The 22,299-nt window shown below is 54.9% G+C and carries 21 protein-coding genes and 3 tRNA genes; 15 read left to right on the top strand and 9 right to left on the bottom strand.

Annotation, left to right across the window (positions count from 1 at the left end; all coding sequences use genetic code 11):
* Positions 1 to 108: 108 nt before the first annotated feature.
* The 4 genes from prfC to ABIC80_RS12090 all read right to left on the bottom strand — a co-directional run bounded on the left by prfC (position 109) and on the right by ABIC80_RS12090 (position 3,308).
* A complete protein-coding gene (prfC, locus tag ABIC80_RS12105; protein WP_429177328.1) occupies positions 109 to 1,698 on the bottom strand; it encodes a peptide chain release factor 3 in 1,590 nt (529 codons plus the stop codon).
* 91 nt (positions 1,699 to 1,789) lie between these two features.
* Positions 1,790 to 2,467, bottom strand: coding sequence for a pyrimidine 5'-nucleotidase (gene yjjG / locus ABIC80_RS12100; protein ID WP_042716026.1), 678 nt, complete (start codon positions 2,465 to 2,467; stop codon positions 1,790 to 1,792).
* 18 nt (positions 2,468 to 2,485) lie between these two features.
* A complete protein-coding gene (gene rimI / locus ABIC80_RS12095) occupies positions 2,486 to 2,926 on the bottom strand; it encodes a ribosomal protein S18-alanine N-acetyltransferase (protein ID WP_042716028.1) in 441 nt (146 codons plus the stop codon).
* Complete coding sequence (locus ABIC80_RS12090; RefSeq protein ID WP_042716030.1) at positions 2,895 to 3,308, bottom strand: DNA polymerase III subunit psi; 414 nt, start codon at positions 3,306 to 3,308, stop codon at positions 2,895 to 2,897. Before ABIC80_RS12090 ends, rimI begins: the two co-directional genes overlap by 32 nt.
* A gap of 444 nt (positions 3,309 to 3,752) precedes the next feature.
* Between ABIC80_RS12090 and rsmC the strand changes: the two genes are divergently transcribed.
* The 4 genes from rsmC (at position 3,753) to ABIC80_RS12070 (ending at position 5,269) form a co-directional block, all read left to right on the top strand.
* The gene (rsmC, locus tag ABIC80_RS12085; protein WP_076768941.1) at positions 3,753 to 4,784 is read left to right on the top strand and encodes a 16S rRNA (guanine(1207)-N(2))-methyltransferase RsmC; all 1,032 of its coding nucleotides are present in this window, start codon (positions 3,753 to 3,755) and stop codon (positions 4,782 to 4,784) included.
* 165 nt (positions 4,785 to 4,949) lie between these two features.
* A tRNA-Leu gene (locus ABIC80_RS12080) sits at positions 4,950 to 5,036 on the top strand.
* Positions 5,037 to 5,064: 28 nt separating this feature from the next.
* A tRNA-Leu gene (locus tag ABIC80_RS12075) sits at positions 5,065 to 5,151 on the top strand.
* A 31-nt stretch (positions 5,152 to 5,182) separates the two neighbouring features.
* A tRNA-Leu gene (locus tag ABIC80_RS12070) sits at positions 5,183 to 5,269 on the top strand.
* A gap of 36 nt (positions 5,270 to 5,305) precedes the next feature.
* On the opposite strand, the gene ABIC80_RS12065 is transcribed toward ABIC80_RS12070, so the two are convergent.
* Positions 5,306 to 5,545: a DUF1435 domain-containing protein gene (locus tag ABIC80_RS12065; RefSeq protein WP_128483687.1), complete on the bottom strand. Its 240-nt coding sequence runs from the start codon at positions 5,543 to 5,545 to the stop codon at positions 5,306 to 5,308.
* A 246-nt stretch (positions 5,546 to 5,791) separates the two neighbouring features.
* Here ABIC80_RS12065 and ABIC80_RS12060 point away from each other — a divergent pair, with 246 nt between their 5' ends.
* Positions 5,792 to 6,856 (top strand): GGDEF domain-containing protein, encoded by a 1,065-nt coding sequence (locus tag ABIC80_RS12060; protein WP_429177326.1) that lies wholly within the window; start codon positions 5,792 to 5,794, stop codon positions 6,854 to 6,856.
* A gap of 102 nt (positions 6,857 to 6,958) precedes the next feature.
* The gene (fhuF, locus tag ABIC80_RS12055) at positions 6,959 to 7,747 is read left to right on the top strand and encodes a siderophore-iron reductase FhuF (protein ID WP_429177324.1); all 789 of its coding nucleotides are present in this window, start codon (positions 6,959 to 6,961) and stop codon (positions 7,745 to 7,747) included.
* A 49-nt stretch (positions 7,748 to 7,796) separates the two neighbouring features.
* Here the strand turns inward: fhuF and ABIC80_RS12050 are convergent, their stop codons facing one another.
* Entirely contained in the window at positions 7,797 to 9,140 is a 1,344-nt protein-coding gene (locus ABIC80_RS12050; protein ID WP_023480312.1) for a PTS sugar transporter subunit IIC, read from the bottom strand.
* A 336-nt stretch (positions 9,141 to 9,476) separates the two neighbouring features.
* Between ABIC80_RS12050 and ABIC80_RS12045 the strand changes: the two genes are divergently transcribed.
* Entirely contained in the window at positions 9,477 to 9,935 is a 459-nt protein-coding gene (locus ABIC80_RS12045; protein WP_429177322.1) for a YbaK/EbsC family protein, read from the top strand.
* Positions 9,936 to 9,985: 50 nt separating this feature from the next.
* Here ABIC80_RS12045 and bglJ read toward each other — a convergent pair whose 3' ends face one another.
* Together bglJ and ABIC80_RS12035 are read right to left on the bottom strand one after the other, a co-directional pair.
* Entirely contained in the window at positions 9,986 to 10,606 is a 621-nt protein-coding gene (gene bglJ / locus ABIC80_RS12040; protein WP_076770267.1) for a DNA-binding transcriptional activator BglJ, read from the bottom strand.
* A gap of 20 nt (positions 10,607 to 10,626) precedes the next feature.
* Positions 10,627 to 11,358 carry a LuxR C-terminal-related transcriptional regulator gene (locus ABIC80_RS12035; RefSeq protein ID WP_429177320.1) on the bottom strand — a complete coding sequence of 244 codons (732 nt, stop codon included), beginning with the start codon at positions 11,356 to 11,358 and terminating at the stop codon, positions 10,627 to 10,629.
* 528 nt (positions 11,359 to 11,886) lie between these two features.
* Between ABIC80_RS12035 and ABIC80_RS12030 the strand changes: the two genes are divergently transcribed.
* The 7 genes from ABIC80_RS12030 to opgB all read left to right on the top strand — a co-directional run bounded on the left by ABIC80_RS12030 (position 11,887) and on the right by opgB (position 18,097).
* Positions 11,887 to 12,663: a threonine/serine ThrE exporter family protein gene (locus ABIC80_RS12030; RefSeq protein WP_312604620.1), complete on the top strand. Its 777-nt coding sequence runs from the start codon at positions 11,887 to 11,889 to the stop codon at positions 12,661 to 12,663.
* Positions 12,654 to 13,127, top strand: coding sequence for a threonine/serine exporter (locus ABIC80_RS12025; protein ID WP_042715758.1), 474 nt, complete (start codon positions 12,654 to 12,656; stop codon positions 13,125 to 13,127). Before ABIC80_RS12030 ends, ABIC80_RS12025 begins: the two co-directional genes overlap by 10 nt.
* A gap of 52 nt (positions 13,128 to 13,179) precedes the next feature.
* Positions 13,180 to 13,635 (top strand): MarR family winged helix-turn-helix transcriptional regulator, encoded by a 456-nt coding sequence (locus tag ABIC80_RS12020; protein ID WP_042715760.1) that lies wholly within the window; start codon positions 13,180 to 13,182, stop codon positions 13,633 to 13,635.
* An 80-nt stretch (positions 13,636 to 13,715) separates the two neighbouring features.
* The gene (locus ABIC80_RS12015; protein ID WP_042715761.1) at positions 13,716 to 14,144 is read left to right on the top strand and encodes an organic hydroperoxide resistance protein; all 429 of its coding nucleotides are present in this window, start codon (positions 13,716 to 13,718) and stop codon (positions 14,142 to 14,144) included.
* 165 nt (positions 14,145 to 14,309) lie between these two features.
* Positions 14,310 to 14,849 carry a primosomal protein DnaT gene (gene dnaT / locus ABIC80_RS12010; RefSeq protein WP_094419300.1) on the top strand — a complete coding sequence of 180 codons (540 nt, stop codon included), beginning with the start codon at positions 14,310 to 14,312 and terminating at the stop codon, positions 14,847 to 14,849.
* A gap of 2 nt (positions 14,850 to 14,851) precedes the next feature.
* On the top strand, positions 14,852 to 15,589 hold the full coding sequence (gene dnaC / locus ABIC80_RS12005) for a DNA replication protein DnaC (RefSeq protein WP_023480325.1): 738 nt from the start codon (positions 14,852 to 14,854) through the stop codon (positions 15,587 to 15,589).
* A gap of 219 nt (positions 15,590 to 15,808) precedes the next feature.
* Positions 15,809 to 18,097, top strand: coding sequence for a phosphatidylglycerol--membrane-oligosaccharide glycerophosphotransferase (gene opgB / locus ABIC80_RS12000; protein WP_429177318.1), 2,289 nt, complete (start codon positions 15,809 to 15,811; stop codon positions 18,095 to 18,097).
* A gap of 34 nt (positions 18,098 to 18,131) precedes the next feature.
* Here opgB and tsr read toward each other — a convergent pair whose 3' ends face one another.
* Positions 18,132 to 19,796 (bottom strand): methyl-accepting chemotaxis protein, encoded by a 1,665-nt coding sequence (tsr, locus tag ABIC80_RS11995; RefSeq protein ID WP_305206905.1) that lies wholly within the window; start codon positions 19,794 to 19,796, stop codon positions 18,132 to 18,134.
* A 339-nt stretch (positions 19,797 to 20,135) separates the two neighbouring features.
* Here tsr and ABIC80_RS11990 point away from each other — a divergent pair, with 339 nt between their 5' ends.
* On the top strand, positions 20,136 to 22,289 hold the full coding sequence (locus ABIC80_RS11990) for a carbon starvation CstA family protein (RefSeq protein WP_094419297.1): 2,154 nt from the start codon (positions 20,136 to 20,138) through the stop codon (positions 22,287 to 22,289).
* The last annotated feature ends 10 nt before the right edge of the window (positions 22,290 to 22,299 follow it).

Raw genomic sequence — 22,299 nt, 5'->3', positions numbered from 1 at the left:
AAAAGCGAGCAACAGACAGAAAAAGCGAGGGTTTTAAGAACTTTCCGCAAGAAACGGCAGGGTAGAAAAGAGGCCGGAGCGCAGCGTCTGCCGCGCTCCGTAGAGGGATTAGTGTTCGCGGGTTTTGTGGAAGGTCACTTCCGGGTAACGCTCTTGTGTGAGGTTGAGGTTAACCATGGTCGGCGCGATGTAAGTCAGGTTATCGCCGCCATCAAGCGCCAGCTGGATCTCGTTCTTACGCTTAAACTCTTCGAACTTCTTCACATCGCTGCTCTCTACCCAACGCGCGGTTGCGACGTTGACGGACTCATAGACCGCTTCGACGTTGTATTCGCTCTTCAGACGCGCAACCACCACATCAAACTGCAGTACGCCGACCGCGCCGACAATCAGATCGTTGTTGGCAATCGGGCGGAAGACCTGCACCGCGCCCTCTTCTGAAAGCTGAACCAGACCTTTAAGCAGCTGTTTCTGCTTCAGCGGGTCGCGCAGGCGAATACGGCGGAAGAGTTCAGGTGCAAAGTTCGGGATGCCGGTGAACTTCATCATTTCACCCTGCGTAAAGGTGTCACCAATCTGAATGGTGCCGTGGTTGTGCAGACCGATGATGTCGCCCGGGTAGGCTTCTTCAACGTGAGAGCGGTCGCCCGCCATAAAGGTCAGCGCATCGGAGATCACCACATCTTTACCGGTACGCACCTGGCGCAGCTTCATCCCTTTTTCGTAGCGCCCGGAAACCACGCGCATAAAGGCAACGCGGTCGCGGTGCTTCGGATCCATGTTGGCCTGGATCTTAAAGACAAAGCCGGTGAACTTCTCGTCGTCCGCTTTCACTTCGCGCACGTCGGTTTTACGCGGCATCGGTGCTGGTGCCCATTCAACCAGGCCATCCAGCATATGATCGACGCCAAAGTTACCGAGCGCGGTGCCGAAGAAGACCGGCGTCAGCGCGCCGCTCAGGAAAAGCTCCTGGTCGAACTCGTTGGAGGCACCCTGCACCAGCTCCAGCTCATCGCGCAGCTGCTGGGCCAGATCCTCGCCGACAGCGGCATCCAGCTCCGGGTTATCGAGCCCTTTGACGATGCGCACTTCCTGGATGGTGTGGCCTTTACCGGTCTGATACAGGTAGGTTTCATCTTTATAGAGATGGTAAACCCCTTTGAACAGCTTGCCACAGCCAATCGGCCAGGTGATCGGCGCGCAGGTGATCTTCAGCTCGCTCTCAACTTCATCCAGCAGCTCCATCGGATCGCGGATGTCACGGTCGAGTTTGTTCATAAAGGTGAGGATCGGCGTATCGCGCAGACGGGTCACTTCCATCAGCTTGCGGGTACGATCTTCGACGCCCTTCGCCGCATCGATCACCATCAGACAGCAGTCAACGGCGGTTAGAGTGCGGTAGGTATCTTCGGAGAAGTCTTCGTGCCCCGGGGTGTCGAGCAGGTTGATCAGGTTCTCGCGGTACGGGAACTGCATCACGGAGGTGGTGATGGAGATACCACGCTGCTTCTCCATCTCCATCCAGTCAGATTTTGCATGCTGGTTGGAGCCACGGCCTTTTACAGTCCCGGCGGTCTGGATCGCCTGTCCGAACAGCAGCACCTTTTCGGTAATGGTAGTTTTACCGGCATCGGGGTGCGAGATGATAGCGAACGTGCGGCGCTTCGCCACCTCTTGGTAATAAGGAGACAACGTCATAATTGAGATCTTCTGTGTAATTGCGCGGCACTGAGCCCCGCGTTAAAGACGAAAAATGCGGCTATTGTACTCAACGGTTGAGTGCAGACAATCAATGTTTACACAGGAGTTGCTCCAGTTCGTTCAGGGACGTTACCGTCCAGGTCGGGTTGATACCTTCAGGCAGCGCGCGGTTGTGGGCATTGAGCCAGCAGGTCGAGAGCCCCGCGTTGATGCCGCCCAGAATATCCGACTCCGCCGTGTCGCCAACCATTAAGACGCGATCGCGGGATGGGTTACCCGCCTGCTTCAGTGCGTACTCAAAGATGCGCGGATCCGGTTTAGCCACGCCAACCTGTTCAGAAATCACTAACAGATCAAAATAGTCGCGCAGGCCGGTGCGTTCCAGGCGAATTTGCTGCAAGGCGGTAAAACCGTTGGTGATGATGCCGATTTTCACTTTGCCCTTCAGGCTGTCGAGCAGCGACACCGCGCCCGGCAGCGGCGCGCAGATTTCCGCCATCGCATTGAGAAACGCCTCATTAAGCATGCCCGGCGGCACATCCAGCCGCTCGGACCAGCTCTGGAAACGCTTATGCTGCAACTGCAACGCGGTGATCGCGCCATTCTGGTAATCGACCCATAACGGCTTGTTAACGGACTGATATTCTGCGAAATCCTGGTCGGTGAATGTCACGCTATAGTCAAGAAACATCCGTTGTAAGCCGCCAAACGCGTCGAAGGTGAAGAGCGTTTCGTCAGCGTCAAAGAGTATCCAGTCCCATTTCATTACATCACCTTTATTCAATTACAGAGGAAGCGCCATGATGATGGCATCCTCACGCCCGTGGGCCGTGGGATAGTAGTTGCGCCGAATGGTCGCTTCGTTAAAACCTAAACTTTCATACAGCGCGATGGCGGGCTGGTTAGAGGCGCGAACCTCCAGCCACAGCGTCAACACATCGCGCTTTTCCAGCTCGCTGATCAGATGTTCAAGCAGCTGGCGGCCCAGCCCCTGGCGCTGCCAGGCGGGATCGACGGCGATATTGAACAGTGTGGCTTCATCAAGCACCACCTGCGTGATGGCGAAAGCCGCCATCTCGTCACCCACCATCAGCCGATAGTTGAGGTAGCGCTCCCCCTGATTACTGGCGAGCGTTTTTTCGCTCCAGGGAAAGGCGTGCGCCCGGGTCTCTATGTCGTAAGCGCGGGGCAGATCAGTCGTGCTGAGGGAAGAAATCGTGTTCATGTTCGCAGATTTGTTGCCATAACGCGGCGCGTGCCGCAGGGTTTGCGCGTAGCTCATCAACAGCGGGCGTCGAGACTTGCGCGCCCGACAGCGGCAGCGGCGCATCAATGCCCAGCAGCCAGCTGTTGCAATGGCTCTCCGGCGGCAGCATCGCCACGCGATCCGGAGTGAGTTGCAGTACCTGATCTGCCGTTACGGTCAGGGCACGCAGCACGTCGGTGACAAGCGGATCGTTTAATGCAGGCAGCGCCGGCGAGACCATTACCAGACGAATGTGCGCGGGCAGCGAAATGGCGATCTCGCCCTGTAACGCCGTCGGGCGGCGCAGGGTCCACTGGGTAATACCCAGTTGCTGTAATTGCCAGTCGCGTCGGGAAGTCATCGTGAAACACTCCTGTATCAGGCGCGCAAATATAACAAACTCGTCGAAAATGCGCCATCAACACGCGGTTATCCAGCCAGAAGTAGTGACTGGAAGAGAACAGAATCGCCTGCTTAAAGATAATGAAGACGCAGCCAACAAAGAAGCAGCGCGAAGGATAACGTGTTACACAAAATCATTCGTGTTGCGTCGAGGCGGCAAGGATGAATATCCCCAGGAGCTTACAAAAGTAAGTGACTGGGGTATGAAGACGCAGCCAACAAAGAGGCAGCGCGCAGGATAACGTGTTACACAAAATCATTCGTGTTGCGTCGAGGCGGCAAGGATGAATATCCCCAGGAGCTTACAAAAGTAAGTGACTGGGGTATGAAGACGCAGCCAACAAAGAGGCAGCGCGAAGGATAACGTGTATAATCGCCGGCTCAGTTTAAAGAGGAACACGTAATGTCTGCTTTTACCCCGGCAAGTGAAGTCTTGCTGCGCCACAGTGATGATTTCGAATCTAACCATATTCTTTTTGCCGGTGATCTGCAGGATGACCTGCCCGCGCGTCTTGAGAGTGCCGGGAGCCGTGCCTGGACCCAACAGTTCCACCAGTGGCAAACCCTGAGCCAGCAGATGGGCGAGCGCGCCAGTTTTAGCCTGGTGGCGGATAGCGCGATGATTGGCGAGAGCGATACGCTTATCTACTACTGGCCGAAAAATAAGCCGGAAGCGCTGTTCCAGCTGATGAATTTGCTCTCGCTGCTGCCGGTGGGAACGGATATTTTTGTGGTTGGCGAAAACCGCAGCGGCGTGCGCAGCGCCGAGCAGATGCTGGCAGAGTATTGCACGCTGAATAAAATCGACAGCGCGCGTCGCTGTGGGCTTTATCACGGCCGCCTCGATAAAAACCCTGCCTTTGATCCTGACGGCTTCTGGGGCGAGTACGCGCTGGACTCTCTGACGATTAAAACCATGCCGGGCGTCTTTAGCCGCGATGGGCTGGATGTTGGCAGCCAGTTGCTGCTCTCCACGCTGACGCCGCATACCAAAGGCAAAGTGCTGGATGTTGGCTGCGGCACGGGCGTGCTGGCAGCGGCGCTGGCAAGCCATTCGCCGAAAGTGCGTTTGACCCTGTGTGATGTTTCGGCCCCGGCGATCGAAGCCAGCCGCGCAACGCTTGCGGCGAACGGCCTTGAAGGCGAGGTTTTCGCCAGTAATGTCTTCTCTGAGGTGACTGGTCGCTTCGATATGATCATCTCCAATCCGCCGTTCCATGACGGGTTGCAAACCAGCCTCGAAGCGGCGCAAACGCTGATTCGCGGCGCGGTTCGTCATCTCAACAGCGGCGGCGAGTTGCGCATTGTGGCGAACGCCTTCCTGCCCTATCCGGACGTGCTCGATCAGACCTTCGGCTTCCATGAAGTTATCGCGCAGACCGGACGCTTCAAGGTCTACCGCACCGTGATGACGCGCCAGGCGCTGAAAAAATAAGTCATCTTCCCGGCGGGCCTGCTCGCCGGGTGAATTTCCCCACCTGTTAGCCGACGCCCATTTTTGCAGCAATCGACGACTCTGCGCGCAATTAACTGTTGACGAAAAGTTGAAAACATCTAGAATGCGCCTCCGTGGTAACGATACTTCTGGTATCGATGGTATGCGAAGGTGGCGGAATTGGTAGACGCGCTAGCTTCAGGTGTTAGTGTCCTTACGGACGTGGGGGTTCAAGTCCCCCCCCTCGCACCATAAACCACGCAGATATCGCTCGCACTGTGCGAAGGTGGCGGAATTGGTAGACGCGCTAGCTTCAGGTGTTAGTGTTCTTACGGACGTGGGGGTTCAAGTCCCCCCCCTCGCACCAACGAGGCGATATCTACAAGTAAGATGACTGTGCGAAGGTGGCGGAATTGGTAGACGCGCTAGCTTCAGGTGTTAGTGTCCTTACGGACGTGGGGGTTCAAGTCCCCCCCCTCGCACCAGATATCTTGCTCACCCCTCTTAATGCCCCTCTGTTTTTACACCATCATTTTCAAATTCAGCAGCATCAAAATGACACCGCCAATCAGAGCAATGCTTGATGGCAACAGAACGTAATGGCGTAATCGCTTGTGGTAAAGCATCACTGGCGTCAATAACAAACCCAGTAAAATCACCGCGCGCCAGCTGTTGACCGACAGGTCTGCCAGCACTAATGCGGCCACAATCATGCCCGGAAAAACGATCCCCCAACGACTTCCCAACGCGCGCTGCAGCATGGTTTCATCTCTTCAATCACGAATGATAACCAATATCATATGATAAAATTTCTCATCTGTCAGCGAGGTCGTCGTGCCGGAAGATTCTGCATCTTCTAATGACAGCCATTGAGTAAGGTGATAAATTAAGCACCGCTTAAATAAAAATTCTTATTACTAATATTTCGCGATGACCATTTCATTGCGCAACGCTTTTTTACGACTCATAACGCACTGAAAAACTGCGGATAAATACGACTTATAGGTATGACATCACAAACATGGCAATCTCTTTGTAATAAGAGATATCGATTGTCCCTACGTCTCTTTTTACTGCTTAACGCCATTTCAGCACTCTTTTCTATGCTGGTGCCGCTCTATAATCTGCACGCCGTGACCGTGCCGGTTTGCGCGATCTTCACGCTCAGCGCGGTGTTACCCGCGTGGCACAAATTTTACCCCAGAAGCAAAATCAACATCACACTGATCTCACTCCTGTTTGGCTGTCTCTGGGCGTGGCATGTTGTTCTTAAAGCGAAACTGATAGGGGATGATGCTTCGGCCTATCTGTTAATCGCGCTGCTTAGCGTTCTGTTTATCGGCACTATCGCCTTCTCCAATAATATCATCGCCTTCCTGCTCCACTCTCTGCCGCTTTTTGTAACCAGCTTATGGCTGAATGAGTCTGAGAGCTGCATGCGACTCATCTATAGCTTCTCTCTGCCCGTTATCGGGATTGCCATTCAGCATGCGATTCAGAAGCGTAACGATAGTTTTGCCCGCGCCCTGATGCAGCGGTTGATGCAGGAGCGCAAGACGCTTAACGACCTGAGCATGCTTGACCCGCTCACCGGTCTCTATAACCGCCGCGGATTGCAGCATAAACTCGATAACCTGCTTGCCGTCGACGACAGCAGCCGTTTTGTTCTGCTGTTGGATATCGATCACTTCAAAGCCTATAACGACCATTATGGACACATGATGGGCGACCAGGCGCTTATCCGCGTCTCTGCTGAGCTGCGCGACGCAGTGCGCTCGCGGGACATTGTGGCGCGCTTCGGTGGCGAAGAGTTTATGATTTTGTTGAATAACATCGATCAGGATCAGGCGCGGATGGCCGCAGAGCATATCCGCCAGCGGGTTTACGATCTGAAGATCCCCCATATGTTTAATGAAAGCGTCGCCACCAATGTCACCGTCAGTATCGGCATTGCGCCGTTGCAGAATAACGATATTGATGCCGCGCTGACGCAGGCGGATAAAGCGCTGTATGAAGCCAAGCATTTAGGCCGTAACAGTATTCTGGTCAGCGGAGACTTACAGCTCGCCTGACGTGCGCTGGCGCTAACTTTACGATAAACAACTTGCTATCGGTTTGGCCTCTGGATAGGATTGGCAATCATTATCATTTAGATTCCTTCTCCAGCTGGGGCTATGGCATACCGTACCGCATCGATTACGCAACATGTTATCTGGCAAAACCCGCTTCATGATGAGCGCGACTCGCTGGCGACTGCCATGCGGGACGCCATTGCCAGCACGCGGGCCCATCTGCTCGATTTCCTGCGCCTTAATGAAGATGCGCCTCATCAGGCAATGACGCTGGCGGAGTGGTCGCGCCCGACGGCGCTAAGCTCGCTGATTGCCACCTACTCCGATCATATTTACCGTAACAACCCCACAGAGCCGCGTGAAAGCAAACCGCTGCTCTCGCTGTGGGCGCAATGGTATCTCGGGCTGATGGTGCCGCCGCTGTTGCTGACGCTGCTAACGCAAAAGAGCGCGCTGGATTTAGACCCCGACAACTTCCACGTTGAATTTCACGAAAGCGGGCGCGCCGCCTGCTTCTGGATCGATGTTCAGCAGGATCACAGCCTGACGCTGAAGAATGATGCCGAACGTATTGCCGCCCTGGTCATCCATACCATCCAGCCGGTAATAAAGGCGCTGGAAGCGACGGGCGACATCAATGGCAAACTTATCTGGAGCAACACCGGTTACCTGATTAACTGGTATCTGGGCGAAATGATGCCGCTTATCGGCGAAGCCCGGCTGGCCGCCCTGCGCCAGATCTGCTTTTTCGAAAAAGCGCTTGCCGACGGCAGCGACAACCCGCTATGGCGCACGGTCGTGCTGCGCGACGGCGCGCTGGTTCGTCGGACATGCTGCCAACGCTATCGCCTGCCGGATGTTCAGCAGTGTGGCGATTGCACGCTGAAATAGCGTCGTACGCTGGAATAGCAAAGGGGCGATGATTCGCCCCTTTGTTGTATCAGGCAACCTGCCGATTTTCCTCTTCTGCGCGACGCGCCTCTTCCGCCTCCTGCTCCAGCAGTTGCTTCTCATACACCTTGAAGAAGGGGTAGTAGATAACCGCCGAGATCGCGGCGAGGAGCAGAACCAGCACGGCAGCGCGGAAATCCCAGCCTAATGCCCACGCGGCACCAATCGGCGCGGGCGCGGTCCACGGTACAACCGAAATCACGCGGCCAATCAGATCCATCTTCATCACCGCCCAGGCAATGATCGCATTGAGCGTCGGTGCCAGCAGGAAGGGGATAAAGAACACCGGGTTCATCACAATCGGTGTGCCGAAAATCACCGGTTCATTAATGTTAAACAGGCTCGGCACAACGCTGAGACGGCCAATCGATCGTAGATGGACCGAGCGGCTACGCAGGTAGCAGAACACCAGCCCCATCGTCGCACCCGACCCGCCGATGACAATAAAGAAGGTCCAGAACGCCTCCATAAAGATGTGCGGCAGCGGCGCGCTTTGCGCCAGCGCGCTCTGGTTGATACCCAGGTTGGTCAGCCAGAACATCTGCAGCATGCCGGAGACAATGGCTGCGCCGTGGATACCGGCAAACCAGAGCAGATGACCAATGATCACCGCCAGCAGGATCGCAGGCAGCGAGTCTGCCGCCGACACCAGCGGTTTAAACAGCGCCATGATCGCCTGCGGGATGAGCATATTGAACTGGGACTGAATCAGCAGGCTGAGCGGATAGAGGGTCAGTACCACCACCAGCACCGGGATCAGCAGATCGAAGGAGTTCTTGATCATCGGCGGCACCTGGTCCGGCAAGCGGATGCCAATGTTGTGCGCCTTCAGAAAACGCATCATCTCCACGCAGTAGATTGCCACAAGGATGGCGGTGAAAATCCCCGTGCCGCCCAGGCTGTCCACCGGCAGCGTACCGCTGGTTTTCGGTGCGGCAACCAGTAAAAACGCCATCAGCGAGAGCATCGCGCACATAAAGGGATCAAGCTGATATGACTTCGCGTAGTGCTTGCCGAGGTTGTAGGCGATAGCGGCGCAAATGTAGATCGACATGATCCCCATCGTCATATCAAACGGTGTAAGGATCCGCCCTTCATACTGCTTCGCCAAATCCAGCCAGCCGCGGGCAAAACCCCACGTGGTATCCGGCGAAAAAGGGGGATAAGCAAACACCAGTAAAAACGAACCGACGATCATAAAGGGCATCGCGGAGATAAAGCCGTCGCGGATGGCCATAACGTGGCGCTGGGAAGAGATACGCCCGGCTATCGGGCTGACATAGTTTTCAATAAACCGAAAGATAAGGTTAAACGCAGCATGGTTAGCAGACATCGTCGATCTCCTGTCAGAGTTGCAAGGTTATGGCAACAGCAGCGGTGCAGCCGTGCCGCGATCGGTTTCGGATGGTTGAAACCATGCTGATGAGCGGACCAGCATTACAACTGAGTAGGGTAGGTTTCATAAGAGGCTCTTTTTATTTTAGGGTCAGGGGGAGTGACAAAATGAGTATTAACCTGCCCTGAGAACACTGCAACTGGTTCATGTAACCGGTTTCCGCGATTGTGAAGGGGATCGAGAAACGTAATGTAAGCGGTTTGTCATGATGGATTATTTACAGAGATAACTCGCTTGTGACAGATTAGCTGCGGTCTTTCGCAGGAGAACATCATGAGTTTGCAGTCCGTGCGGCAATTCTTTGCCGATAACGCCCCTGATATCGATATTATTGAACTCAATCAAAGTACGGCAACCGTTGCGCTGGCGGCGGCGGCCCATCGTGTCGAGCCGGGCCAGATCGCCAAGACGCTGTCGTTAAAGGTGCAAAACGAGGTCATTCTGGTTGTCGCAAAAGGTGATGCCCGGCTTGATAATAAAAAACTGAAAAACACCTTCGGCGCAAAAGCGCGGATGTTGAGCAGTGATGAAGTGGTCACGATTACCGGTCATCCGGTCGGCGGCGTCTGCCCTTTTGGGCTGGAAACTCCGCTGGCGGTCTATTGCGATGTCTCGCTCAAACAGTATCCGGAAGTGTTGCCGGCGGCGGGCGCGATTCATAGCGCGGTGCGTATCTCACCGGAACGCATGGCGGCGCTGACCTCCGCAAAGTGGATTGACGTTTGCCTGTAGTGTTGCTGCGCCAGGCCCGGTCCTGGCGCTTACGCGCAATGAAGCGAGCGTTACATCAGCTCTGATGCCGCCCGGGTGCTGGGCGGAATCCAGGTCAAAATATCCGCGGCATCAAGTAAACCGACATCGGATGTCACGCCCAATTTTGTCATGGCATTAAATTTGTGCGCGCGGATGGTTTTCACATTGCGGTCCAGCTGCGAGGCGATCTCTGCAATGGAAAAGCCCCGCGTCATATAGTGCAAAATCTCCCTTTCGGTTGGGCTTAGCATACGAAACTGGCTGACGTAACCATGATTGATCATGTTCTCGTTAACCCGCCGGGTTTCGCCAAGCAGCGTGGTGAGTTGCTCAAGCAGCATCGGCAACTCTGATGATTTACTTAAGATGCCGTGCAGCCGCGACGGGGAGAGGTGCCCCACCAGCCGCGCTTCTCTGTCATCTCCCGCCAGCACGATGCGCTGAACGTCCGGGCAGGAGAGCGAGAGCAGATGCAGACACATCAGGCATTCGCGCCGCTCTTTACGCTGACCAAAAAGCGAATAGATGACCGAGAAATAGGCAGACTTTTTTAATGCCTGCCGAAAGGCAATATGATCCTTAAAAAAATGAAAAGAGTAGTTTGCAAAAACGGGCTCGCTGAATAAACTCTGCAACCCTTCCCGACTCATCATGCATTTTTCAATGATGGCTACATGTCCCGCTTGGCTAATGTTTTCCATTCATTATGGTCTCCATATGCTGATCCTAAATTCAGCTCTTTCATACCCTGATGGCTACTAATCCACGTGTACAAATCTGCATTACTGCGCAGTGATAATCGTCGCATTGCGCTATTTTTCTGCGCGCTGACGGTTTTGTTGCTTTTTTTGAGCAACATGGCGATTTGATTTATTCCCCACCCCTTTCCAAGAAGGCGTAACACTTTCCTTTCCGAAAAGGTGAGTAATTTTCGCGGCGCTGGCGTCTCTGCACAGTGCTGCCGTACCGCAGAAAGTAGCGTTGGGCTCACTTTAGGAGCGTTTTCTTCTCCGCCGCGTAGCGCATTAACCACACTGTCGATAGGCTCAATATCGGCGAGTAGCATGGTTTGCGGCTGGATTAAAAAGTCCACCGCATCAGGATAAAATTCCGGGGAAATAAAGAAGAGCCAGCGCGTTTTATCGCATTGCGAGATCAAGGTGTAGTAGTGTTCACAGCGCTGCTGCGCAGACCGCAACCCACCGGAGAAATCAATGATAACCAAGCTGCTATCCGCTAACTGCGGCAGCGTGACCTCCTCTATCGTGGCGTAATGCGTTACCGGATACTCAGGAAAATGATGCTCAAATATGCTGCCAATACCGGCCCTAAGTACGGGAGCCTGGCTAATAATAATCCCGTGATTGCCGCCTGGTGATAGCATAAAAACCTCCGCTTCCATTTGCGCTCTCTATCAATCCTCGTAATGAGTATTTACTCAATCGGTACCAATAATGCGTAAATTAACAATAATGTTCCGAACCAGCCGTTATAAGAATTGTTGGAATTTATGATTAGCAATTTAATATAAATATTTAAAATCATAATATTGCCAACGTGCGTGACAACATAGCACAACGACTCTTCAAATACTTAGTGCCTTATTAAAAATAAAATAATTAAAAGAATATAATCAAATTGTATATAGTTAATAAAAGATCAATAACCTTAATAAATATTTAATCGCAGATGTAAACCAGGAATATTAACGCTTACCAGGATTATCCGTAATATGTCGCCGTAATTTACACGGCCTTTATAATAATATTCCTAGAAATATTGATATGGTAAATAATCATAGCGAAATCATTATCCGAATTTATTGCACACTTCTTGATCTGCGTTAGCGCCAGCCTCCCCCGCACCTGTGCTAAAAAGAGGTGTTCCGTTCCCCCTTTGCGAGCGGCGTGACCAGATAACCAGGGCAAGCATGCAAACAGACCACTCAACGCAGCGAACCATTACGCGCTTGTGTATTCAGTGCGGCCTTTTTTTGTTACAGCACGGCGCAGAGAGTGCGCTGGTGGAGGAGCTGTCGACGCGCCTGGGGAAAGCGCTTGGCATGGACACAGTCGAGAGCCTCATCTCCTCAAATGCCATCGTGTTAACCACCATTAAAGATGGCCACTGTCTGACCTCAACACGTAAAAGCAGCGATCGCGGTATCAACATGCATATGGTGACGGAAGTGCAACATATCGTCATTCTCGCTGAGCATAAGCTGCTGGATCTTCAGGATGTAGAGAAGCGCTTCACCCAGCTAAAACCGTTGCGCTATCCGCGCTGGCTGGTGACGCTGATGGTCGGTCTCTCCTGCGCCTGCTTCTGCAAGCTCAATCGCGGCGGCTGGGACGGTGCGTTTATCACCTTCTGCGCCAGCAGCATCGCGATGTATGTCCGTCTGCTGCTGGCAGGAAGACATATGCATCCGCAAATCAACTTCTGTATTACCGCTTTTGTCGCCACCACCGTTTCCGGGCTGCTGCTCACCCTGCCCGTTTTTCTGCACTCCTCAACGGTGGCGATGGCCGCCAGCGTGCTGCTGCTGGTGCCGGGTTTTCCACTTATTAACGCTGTGGCCGACATGTTTAAAGGACATATTAATACCGGGCTGGCGCGCTGGGCGATTGCCAGCCTGTTAACGCTCGCGACCTGTATCGGCGTGGTGATGGCGATGACACTCTGGGGGCTGCGCGGATGGATATAATCTCGTTCTTCTACGCACTGGCACAAGATATGCTGCTGGCCGCGATTCCGGCGGTGGGCTTTGCGATGGTGTTTAACGTCCCTCACCGCGCGCTGCGCTGGTGCGGACTGCTTGGCGCCATCGGCCACGGCTCGCGTTTTGCCATGATGCACTGGGGTTTTAATATTGAGTGGTCGACGTTTGTCGCCTCAATGCTGGTAGGCTGCATCGGCATCCGCTGGTCGCGCTGGTATCTGGCGCACCCCAAGGTCTTTACTGTGGCAGCGGTTATTCCCATGTTTCCGGGCATTTCAGCCTACACGGCAATGATCTCGGCGGTAAAAATTAGTCACGTTGGCTACAGTGAAGCATTAATGATCCTGCTGTTGACCAACTTCCTGAAGGCCTGCTCGATCGTCGGTGCGCTGTCGATTGGATTATCGCTGCCGGGGTTATGGATCTACCGCCGACGGCCGCGTGTTTGAGTCGCCTAAAAATATCTTGCAATTAAATCGCACACTACCTATATTTAAAAACATGAAGAAAAGCTCAACATCCACCGCGAATGAGCAGCTCGCGCTAGATAACCAGTTTTGTTTTGCACTCTACTCAACAAACCTGGCGCTGCATAAGCTTTATCGGCAGTTGTTAACGCCGATGAACCTGACCTATCCGCAGTATCTGGTCATGCTGGTGCTGTGGGAGAAAGATGATATTACCGTGTCGGAGATTGGCGAGCGTCTGTTCCTCGACTCCGCCACGCTGACGCCGCTGTTAAAACGTCTGCAAAGCGCCGGGCTGATCGATCGCCAGCGTTCGCGCCATGATGAACGCCAGGTGGTTATCACCCTGAGCGAAAGTGGTCGTGAGTTACAGCAGCAGGCAAAAGCCATCCCGGAAGCGATACGCTGCGCGGTGGCCTGCGATGATGCAACGCTGAATGACGTCAAAAAGCAGCTGGAGCAGTTTCGCCAACAGTTTCACCAGGCATAAATTCCCTTTCGGGGATTTATGCTGATATATAAATCGCACGCTATTTTATAGCAAACAATCAAGATGATAAGGAATCTGTCATGTCTTTAGAAAAAGTGGTTTACACTGCCAAAGCCAAAGCAACCGGAGGCCGTGACGGCCGCGCAACCTCTTCTGACGGCGTCCTCGACGTCAAACTGGGTGTGCCAAAAGAGATGGGCGGCGCGGGCGGTGAAGTCACCAACCCGGAGCAGCTGTTTGCCGCAGGCTACTCTGCCTGCTTCCTCGGCGCGATGAAGTTCGTGGCGGGCCGCGACAAAATCAGCATGCCGAAAGAGGCTTTTATCGAAGGTGAAGTGGGTATCGGCCCGTTGCCGACCGGTTTTGGTATTGAAGCCAAACTGAACATTCACCTGCCGGGGATGGACGCAGACGAAGCGAAAAAACTGGTCGACGCCGCGCACATCGTCTGCCCTTACTCCAATGCCACCCGTGGCAACATCGACGTTACGCTGAACATTATCGCGTAGCGCGTTTTTTAGCCAGCACGTTTGGGAAATGACAAAGCCGGGGCAACCCGGCTTTTTTCGTGCTGTGCTCCCCTTTCCGCGCGCTGTGTTACTATGTGCCTTTCTGTCGGCGGCCTCTACTGCGCCCGCCACTCTTTCTGTCGTTACCCTGTTTGAGAACGTGTTATGTCTTCCAGAATCCTGACGTCGAATGTTATCGGCATTGATGAATTTATGCGTGATAACGCCGCGATACTGGCGCGCGCGGAAGGCGGTACCGTCGCCGTATTTGCAAATAACAGCCCCGCGTTTTACGCGCTCACCGCCGAGCGCCTTGAGCAGCTACTGGCGCTGGAAGCGCAGCTTTCGCGCCCGCCAAGCGACGTGTCGCTTGATGCGCAATTCTATGAAGAGCCTGCCGCCGCGCCGGTGAGCGTGCCAATGGGCAAGTTCGCTATGTATCCGGGCTGGCAGCCAGACGCAGATTTTCAGCGCCTGGCGGCACTGTGGGGCATCGCCCTCTCCCAGCCAGCCACGCCGGAAGAGCTGGCGTCCTTTGTCGCGTACTGGCAGGCGGAAGGCAAAGTCTTCCACCACGTGCAGTGGCAGCAGAAGCTGGCGCGCAGCCTGCAAATCGGGCGCAGCAGCCAGAGCGGCGCGGCGAAGCGCGATATCAACACGCTCTCTGAACCGGACAACCACATTCCACCTGGCTTTCGAGGTTAGCGATGAAAAACGTTGGCGAATTGATGAAGCGGCTGCAAAAGATGATCCCGGCTCACGTCGAACCGGCGTTCAAAAACAGCGAAGAGTTGATGGCCTGGCAAAAGCAGCAGGGCGAACTGCGCTCAGCGGCGCTGGAGCGTGAAAACCGCGCCATGAAGATGCAGCGCACCTTTAACCGTTCCGGCATCCGCCCTCTGCATCAAAACTGCTCTTTTGACAATTATCGCGTCGAAACGGAAGGCCAGATGCGCGCCCTCAGCCAGGCGCGGCAGTATGTCGAAGAGTTTGATGGCAACATCGCCAGCTTTATCTTCTCCGGCAAACCGGGCACCGGCAAAAACCATCTCGCCGCCGCCATCTGCAACGAACTGCTGCTGCGCGGTAAGTCGGTGCTGATTATCACCGTGGCGGACATCATGTCGGCGATGAAAGAGACCTTCGGCAACCGCGAAAGCAGCGAGGAGCAGTTGCTGAACGATCTAAGCAGCGTCGATCTGCTGGTGATCGACGAAATCGGTATGCAGACCGAGTCGCGCTACGAAAAAGTGATCATCAACCAGATTGTCGATCGCCGCTCCTCTTCCAAGCGCCCGACCGGCATGCTGACCAACAGCAATATGGACGAAATGAATAAGCTGCTCGGCGAACGCGTGATGGATCGCATGCGTCTCGGCAACAGTTTGTGGGTCATCTTCAACTGGGACAGCTACCGCAGCCGCGTCACCGGTAAAGAGTACTAAAATCAGCGCCTTCAACGCCGCGTTATCCCCAATGCGGCGTTTTTACCCCTTTCACGCTGTGCGATAGCGATCACCTTTCCCGCTTTCTAAACCAATTCTGAATAAACCACCGATAAGATGACACTACAATTGCAGGCAGGTGACATCGTCATTAAATTATATCCCCTGTTACAAATATTCATGACCAGTAATATCTCTGGCGCTTTTGAGGAATAACGGTTGTCCGGATTGCTCTCCCTTGTCCTGTTTATCGCCTCGGTGGCGATTTATGCTACGAAAGCGGGCCGCAATAAGTGGTGGTTTAGCGCCACGCTTCTCGTATTAGGCCTGTTTGTTCTATTAAACATTACCCTTTATGCCAGCAACTACTTTACCGGTGACGGCATTAACGATGCGGTGATCTACACCCTGACTAACAGCCTGACCGGCGCGGGTATCGGCAAATATCTGCTGCCCGGCGCAGGCTTAGTGCTGGCACTGGTTGCCGTTTTTTGTGCCCTCGGCTGGGTGCTGCGCCGTCGCCGCCATATGCCCCACCATTTTGGTTACAGCCTGCTGGCGCTGGCGCTGGCCTTAGGCTCGGTGGATGCCAGCCCGGCGTTTCGCCAGATAACGGAGTTAGTAAAATCGCAAACCCGCGAAAGCGATCCCGATTTTGCTGCCTGGTACAAAGTGCCTGCAAAGCAGATCCCCAACCCGCAGCTGAACCTGGTCTATATCTACGGCGAAAGCCTCGAGCGTACCTACTTTAATGAGGATGCATTTCCCGGACTGACGCCGGAGCTTGGCGCGCTGAAAGCCGAAAGCCTCGATTTTAGCCATACCGAACAGCTGCCCGGCACCGATTACACCATCGCCGGCATGGTCTCCTCGCAGTGCGGTATTCCGCTCTTCGCGCCGTTCGAGGGCAATGCCTCCGCGTCGGTCTCCAGCTTCTTCCCGCAAAACCTCTGCCTCGGCGATATTCTGAAAAACTCCGGGTATGAAAACCACTTTGTACAGGGGGCGAACCTGCGGTTTGCCGGTAAAGATGTGTTCCTCAAATCCCACGGTTTTGACCATCTGATTGGCGCCGAGGAGCTGAAAAACCAGGTCGCGGATCCCAGTTACCGCAATGACTGGGGCTTTTACGACGATACGGTGCTGGATACCGTCTGGCAGCAGTATGAATCCCTCTCCCGCGCCGGTAAGCGCTTCTCCCTGTTTGCGCTGACGGTGGACACCCACCACCCGGACGGCTTTATCTCCCGCGGCTGCGAGCGCAAAAGCTACCGTTATGACGATAAGGTGAACCAGTCATTCAGCGCGGTGACCTGCAGCCAGCAGAATATCGCCAGACTGATTAACCGGATAAAAGCGTCGCCGTGGTTTAAAGATACGGTGATTGTGGTCTCGTCCGATCATCTGGCGATGAACAACAGCGCCTGGAAATACCTGAACAAACAGGATCGCAGCAATCTCTTCTTCGTCCTGCGTGGCGACCAGCCGCAGCAGGATCTCTCCGGCATTAAGCGCAGCACGCTGGATAATGGCGCGACCGTGCTCGATATTCTCGGTGGCGACAACTTCCTCGGACTCGGTCGCAGCAGCCTCTCCGGGCAGTCGCTCTCCGGCGTCTTCCTCAACATGAAGCAGAAGGTGCTGGCGTGGAAGCCAGATATCATCCGCCTGTGGAACTTCCCCAAAGAGATGAAGGATTTCACCGTCGATGGGGAAAAACAGACCATCACCTTCTCCGGTAGCCAGTTCCGCCTGCCGCTGCTGGTGCGCGTGTCGGAGAAAATCGAGCCGTTGCCGGAGAGTGAATACTCCGCGCCGCTGCGTTTCCAGCTGGCTGATTTCGCGCCGCGCGACAACTTTGTCTGGGTCGATCGCTGCTACAAAATGGCGCGGCTCTGGGCACCCGAACTCGCTCTCTCAACTGACTGGTGCGTCTCGCAGGGTCAACTGGGCGGCGAACAGCAGGTACAGCGCGTGGATAAACCGCAGTGGCACGGTAAAACGGCGTTTAAACAGACAGTTATCGATACTGCCCGCTACCAGAAGAGCATCGATACGCTGAAGATCCTTGATGATGACATTCGTTATAAAGCCGACAGCTTTATCTTTAATGTCGCGGGCGCGCCGGAAGAGGTGAAACAGTTTAACGGCATCTCACGTCCGGAAAGCTGGGGACGCTGGTCAAATGCCCAGCTTGGCAAAGAGGTGGCCATTGAGTATCAGCAGCCGCTACCGGCACAGTTCGATCTGGTGATCACCGCGAAAGCGTTTGGTGATAACGCCAATCGCCCGATTCCGGTGCGTGTCGGTAACGAAGAGCAGATGCTGACGCTAAGTCATGAGGTGAGCACCACCACGCTCCATTTCACCAATAGCGCGGGCAGTAACAAGCTGGTCATTGTGCCGCCGGATCCGCAGTCGACCAATGAAGGGAATATCCTCGGTCATGCGCCGCGTCAGCTGGGGATTGGTCTGGTAGAGATAAAAGTGGTGAAACGCGAAGGGTAAAAGCGCGCCCTGCAGAGCAGGGCGCAGCGGGAAATCAGAAGGTTTCCCAGTTTTCGCCAGAGGTGGTTGCTACCACTTTACGCGGCAGCACCGCCGGCGCGGCTTTGTTACCACCGGCTGTTTTCGCAGCAGCACGCTGCTCGTTCATCAGGCGGAACACGGCAACCGCTTCAGTCAGACGGCTGGCCTGCTCTTCCAGCGCGGCGGCCGCCGCGGCAGACTCTTCCACCAGCGAAGCGTTCTGCTGTGTGACGCGATCCATCTCGGCAACGGCAAGGCCAACCTGGTCGATACCGCGGCTCTGCTCATCAGAGGCAGAGGCGATTTCGCCCATGATATCGGTCACGCGTGTAACGGCGTTAACGATCTCATCCATCGTTTCACCGGCGCTCTCAACCAGCGTGGAACCCACTTCAACGCGACCAACAGAGTCTTCAATCAGGCTCTTAATCTCACGCGCCGCCTGGGCACTGCGCTGGGCAAGGTTACGCACTTCACCGGCAACCACGGCAAAACCACGCCCCTGTTCACCAGCACGCGCCGCTTCCACCGCGGCGTTGAGCGCCAGGATGTTGGTCTGGAAAGCAATCCCATCAATCACGCTAATAATGTCAGCGATTTTCTGCGAACTGGCGGTGATATCACGCATGGTCTGCACCACGTTATCCACCACTTTGCCGCCTTTCTGCGCCGTTTCCGACGCGCTCAGCGCGAGGTTGCTCGCCTGACGGGCGTTTTCGGCGTTCTGTTTCACCGTCGCAGTCAGCTCTTCCATGCTGGCAGCGGTCTCTTCCAGAGAAGCAGCCTGCTGTTCAGTACGTGAAGAGAGATCGTTGTTACCAACGGAGATTTCGCTGGCACCGCTGTAAATCGCGTTAGCGCCATTACGCACGTCGCTAACAGTACGGACCAGTTCACCCTGCATATGACGCAGGCTGTCAGCCAGCACGCCCATTTCGTTGGAGCCCTGCACTTCAATGCGCTGGCCCAGATCGCCACCGGCGATATGACGAATGTTGTCGATCAGGTGGTTCAGCGGTGCGATCAGCGCACGTTTGATGCCGACCCACACGGCGATGATCACCAGCAGCACCACCAGCAGCACGCTGATAATGATCCAGATGGCAGAACCGTAGGAGCTTTCACTGTCAGCCACGGCGGCGTCATACAGACGATCGTTCTGCTGCAAGTAGGAGGTGTACTGCTTCTCGAAGCCATCCTGGTAGCTCTGCGTCGGCTGATCGAAGAACTCGTTGATCTTGCCTGCGCCAAGCAACTGGATCAGTTCTGACAGCGCGTTGTGGTAGATATCGTAATTACGCTTGATCTCCGCCGCCGCCTCTTCGCTCTGACGCGGATCGCGCGGCAATGCCTGGTAGGCATTCCAGTTCACTTCCGCCTGTTTCAACGAGGTGCTGGCAATCTGCATCAGTTCCGGAACGGTCGCGCCGCTGCCGATATTGGTCTGATCCATCATGTAGCGGATACCCGCGCGGTTCAGGGTATTACGGGTTTGCAGCAGCGCAACCCAACTGCCGTTAAGCGTGGATTGTTGCTGACGAATGGTTTGAAGGACGGTGAAGTTTTCTTTGTCTTGCTTTAGCGAATTAAAGAACAATCCGCCGGAGGTGAGTTGTAAAAGGCCAAATAATCCGAGTACCAGTAACAAGCTGGTCACGATTTTGATGCGCGTTAACATATCATTCTCTTTCCTTATAGATAGTAAGTAGATTTTCGGCCTGGCGGGGAAAAACTTTATGGCTAAATGCACTATTTTGTAGGGATATTAATAGCGGCATCAGCTTATTACGTGGGCTAACCTGTTGCGATCTTACGTGATCTTGCTCACATAATTTTTCGGAATAGTTGTAGTGTAAAACCTCTTAGACCCACTTCGATACCGCTCACCGCGCTTATATAACCGCTCGGCAAAATCGCCCCCTTTCACGCGCGTGATTTGCCATCATGGCGGGCAGCATTTGTCCTGTTTAACACCACACACGTCTCTTCCCTATTTCTGATAAAAACCAGGTCTGCTATGGATACAAAAAAACTCTTTAAGCACGTTCCGTGGGTCATCCTTGGGGTAATCGGTGCTTTTTGTCTGTCGGTCGTCGCGTTACGCAGGGGTGAGCATGTCAGCGCCCTGTGGATCGTGGTCGCCTCCGTCTCTGTTTATCTTGTTGCCTATCGTTACTACAGCCTCTACATCGCCCAGAAGGTGATGAAACTCGATCCAACCCGCGCCACGCCTGCGGTGATCAATAACGACGGTCTTAACTACGTGCCGACCAACCGCTACGTGCTGTTTGGTCACCACTTTGCCGCTATCGCCGGCGCTGGCCCGCTGGTCGGCCCGGTACTCGCCGCGCAGATGGGCTACTTGCCCGGCACCCTCTGGCTGCTGGCAGGCGTCGTGCTGGCGGGAGCGGTGCAGGACTTTATGGTGCTGTTTATCTCTTCACGGCGTAACGGCGCGTCGCTCGGCGAGATGGTGAAAGAGGAGATGGGCCGCGTGCCGGGTACCATTGCCCTCTTCGGCTGCTTCCTGATCATGATTATCATCCTGGCGGTGCTGGCGCTGATTGTGGTGAAAGCGCTGGCAGAGAGCCCGTGGGGCGTCTTTACCGTCTGCTCAACGGTGCCGATTGCGCTGTTTATGGGCATCTATATGCGCTTCCTCCGCCCGGGCCGCGTTGGCGAAGTGTCGGTAATCGGTATTGTGCTGCTGGTGGCGTCAATCTGGATGGGCGGCGTGATTTCCCAGGACCCTTACTGGGGCCCGGCGCTGACCTTTAAAGACACCACCATCACCTTTGCGCTGATTGGCTATGCCTTTATCTCTGCCCTGCTGCCGGTGTGGCTGATCCTCGCCCCGCGCGACTACCTGGCAACCTTCCTGAAAATCGGCGTGATTGTCGGCCTGGCGCTGGGGATTGTGATCCTCAACCCGGAACTGAAGATGCCTGCGGTGACGCAGTACATCGACGGCACCGGCCCGCTTTGGAAAGGGGCGCTCTTCCCGTTCTTGTTTATTACCATCGCCTGCGGCGCGGTCTCCGGTTTCCATGCGCTGATCGCCTCCGGTACCACACCGAAGCTGCTGGCCAATGAGACCGACGCGCGCTTTATCGGTTATGGCGCGATGCTGATGGAGTCCTTTGTGGCGGTGATGGCGCTGGTGGCAGCCTCCATTATCGAGCCGGGTCTCTATTTCGCCATGAACACGCCGCCTGCGGGTCTTGGCATCACCATGCCAAATCTGCATGAGCTGGGTACTGAACATGCACCGATGATCATGGCGCAGTTGCAGGATGTCACCGCGCACGCCGCGGCGACGGTCAGCTCCTGGGGCTTTGTGATTTCGCCGGAGCAGATCCTGCAAACCGCGAAAGATATCGGTGAACCTTCCGTGCTGAACCGCGCGGGCGGCGCGCCGACGCTGGCCGTCGGTATCGCCCATGTGTTCCACAAAATCATTCCGATGGCGGATATGGGTTTCTGGTATCACTTCGGCATTCTGTTTGAAGCGCTGTTTATTCTGACCGCGCTGGATGCGGGCACCCGCGCAGGCCGCTTTATGCTGCAGGATCTGCTGGGTAACTTCGTGCCGTTCCTGAAGAAAACCGACTCGCTGGTGGCCGGTGTAGTGGGTACTGCCGGTTGCGTTGGCTTGTGGGGTTACCTGCTCTATCAGGGCGTGGTCGATCCGTTGGGCGGCGTGAAGAGCCTGTGGCCGCTGTTCGGTATCTCTAACCAGATGCTGGCCGCCGTTGCCCTGCTGCTCGGCACCGTGATCCTGGTGAAGATGCAGCGCACCAAATACATCTGGGTAACGGTCGTTCCGGCTACCTGGCTGCTGATCTGCACCACCTGGGCGCTCGGCCTGAAACTCTTTAGCAGCAACCCGCAACTGGAAGGCTTCCTCTACATGGCTAACCAGTACAAGGCGAAGATTGCCGCGGGCGGCAGCGAACTGAGCGCAGAGCAGATTGCTAACATGAACCATATCGTGGTGAACAACTACACCAACGCCGGGTTAAGCATTCTGTTCCTCGTGGTGGTTTACAGCATCATCTTCTACGGCATTAAAACGTGGCTCCAGGTACGCAATAACACCACGCGTACCGATAAAGAGACGCCGTATGTGCCGGTGCCGGAAGGCGGCGTCAAAACCTCTTCGCACCATTAATCTCAACCCT

The sequence above is a fragment of the Kosakonia sp. 1610 genome (assembly GCF_050435845.1).
Classification (GTDB): Bacteria; Pseudomonadota; Gammaproteobacteria; order Enterobacterales; family Enterobacteriaceae; genus Kosakonia; species Kosakonia cowanii.
The sequence above is the reverse complement of the archived record's forward strand: the minus strand, read 5'-3'. Positions and strand labels throughout refer to the sequence as shown.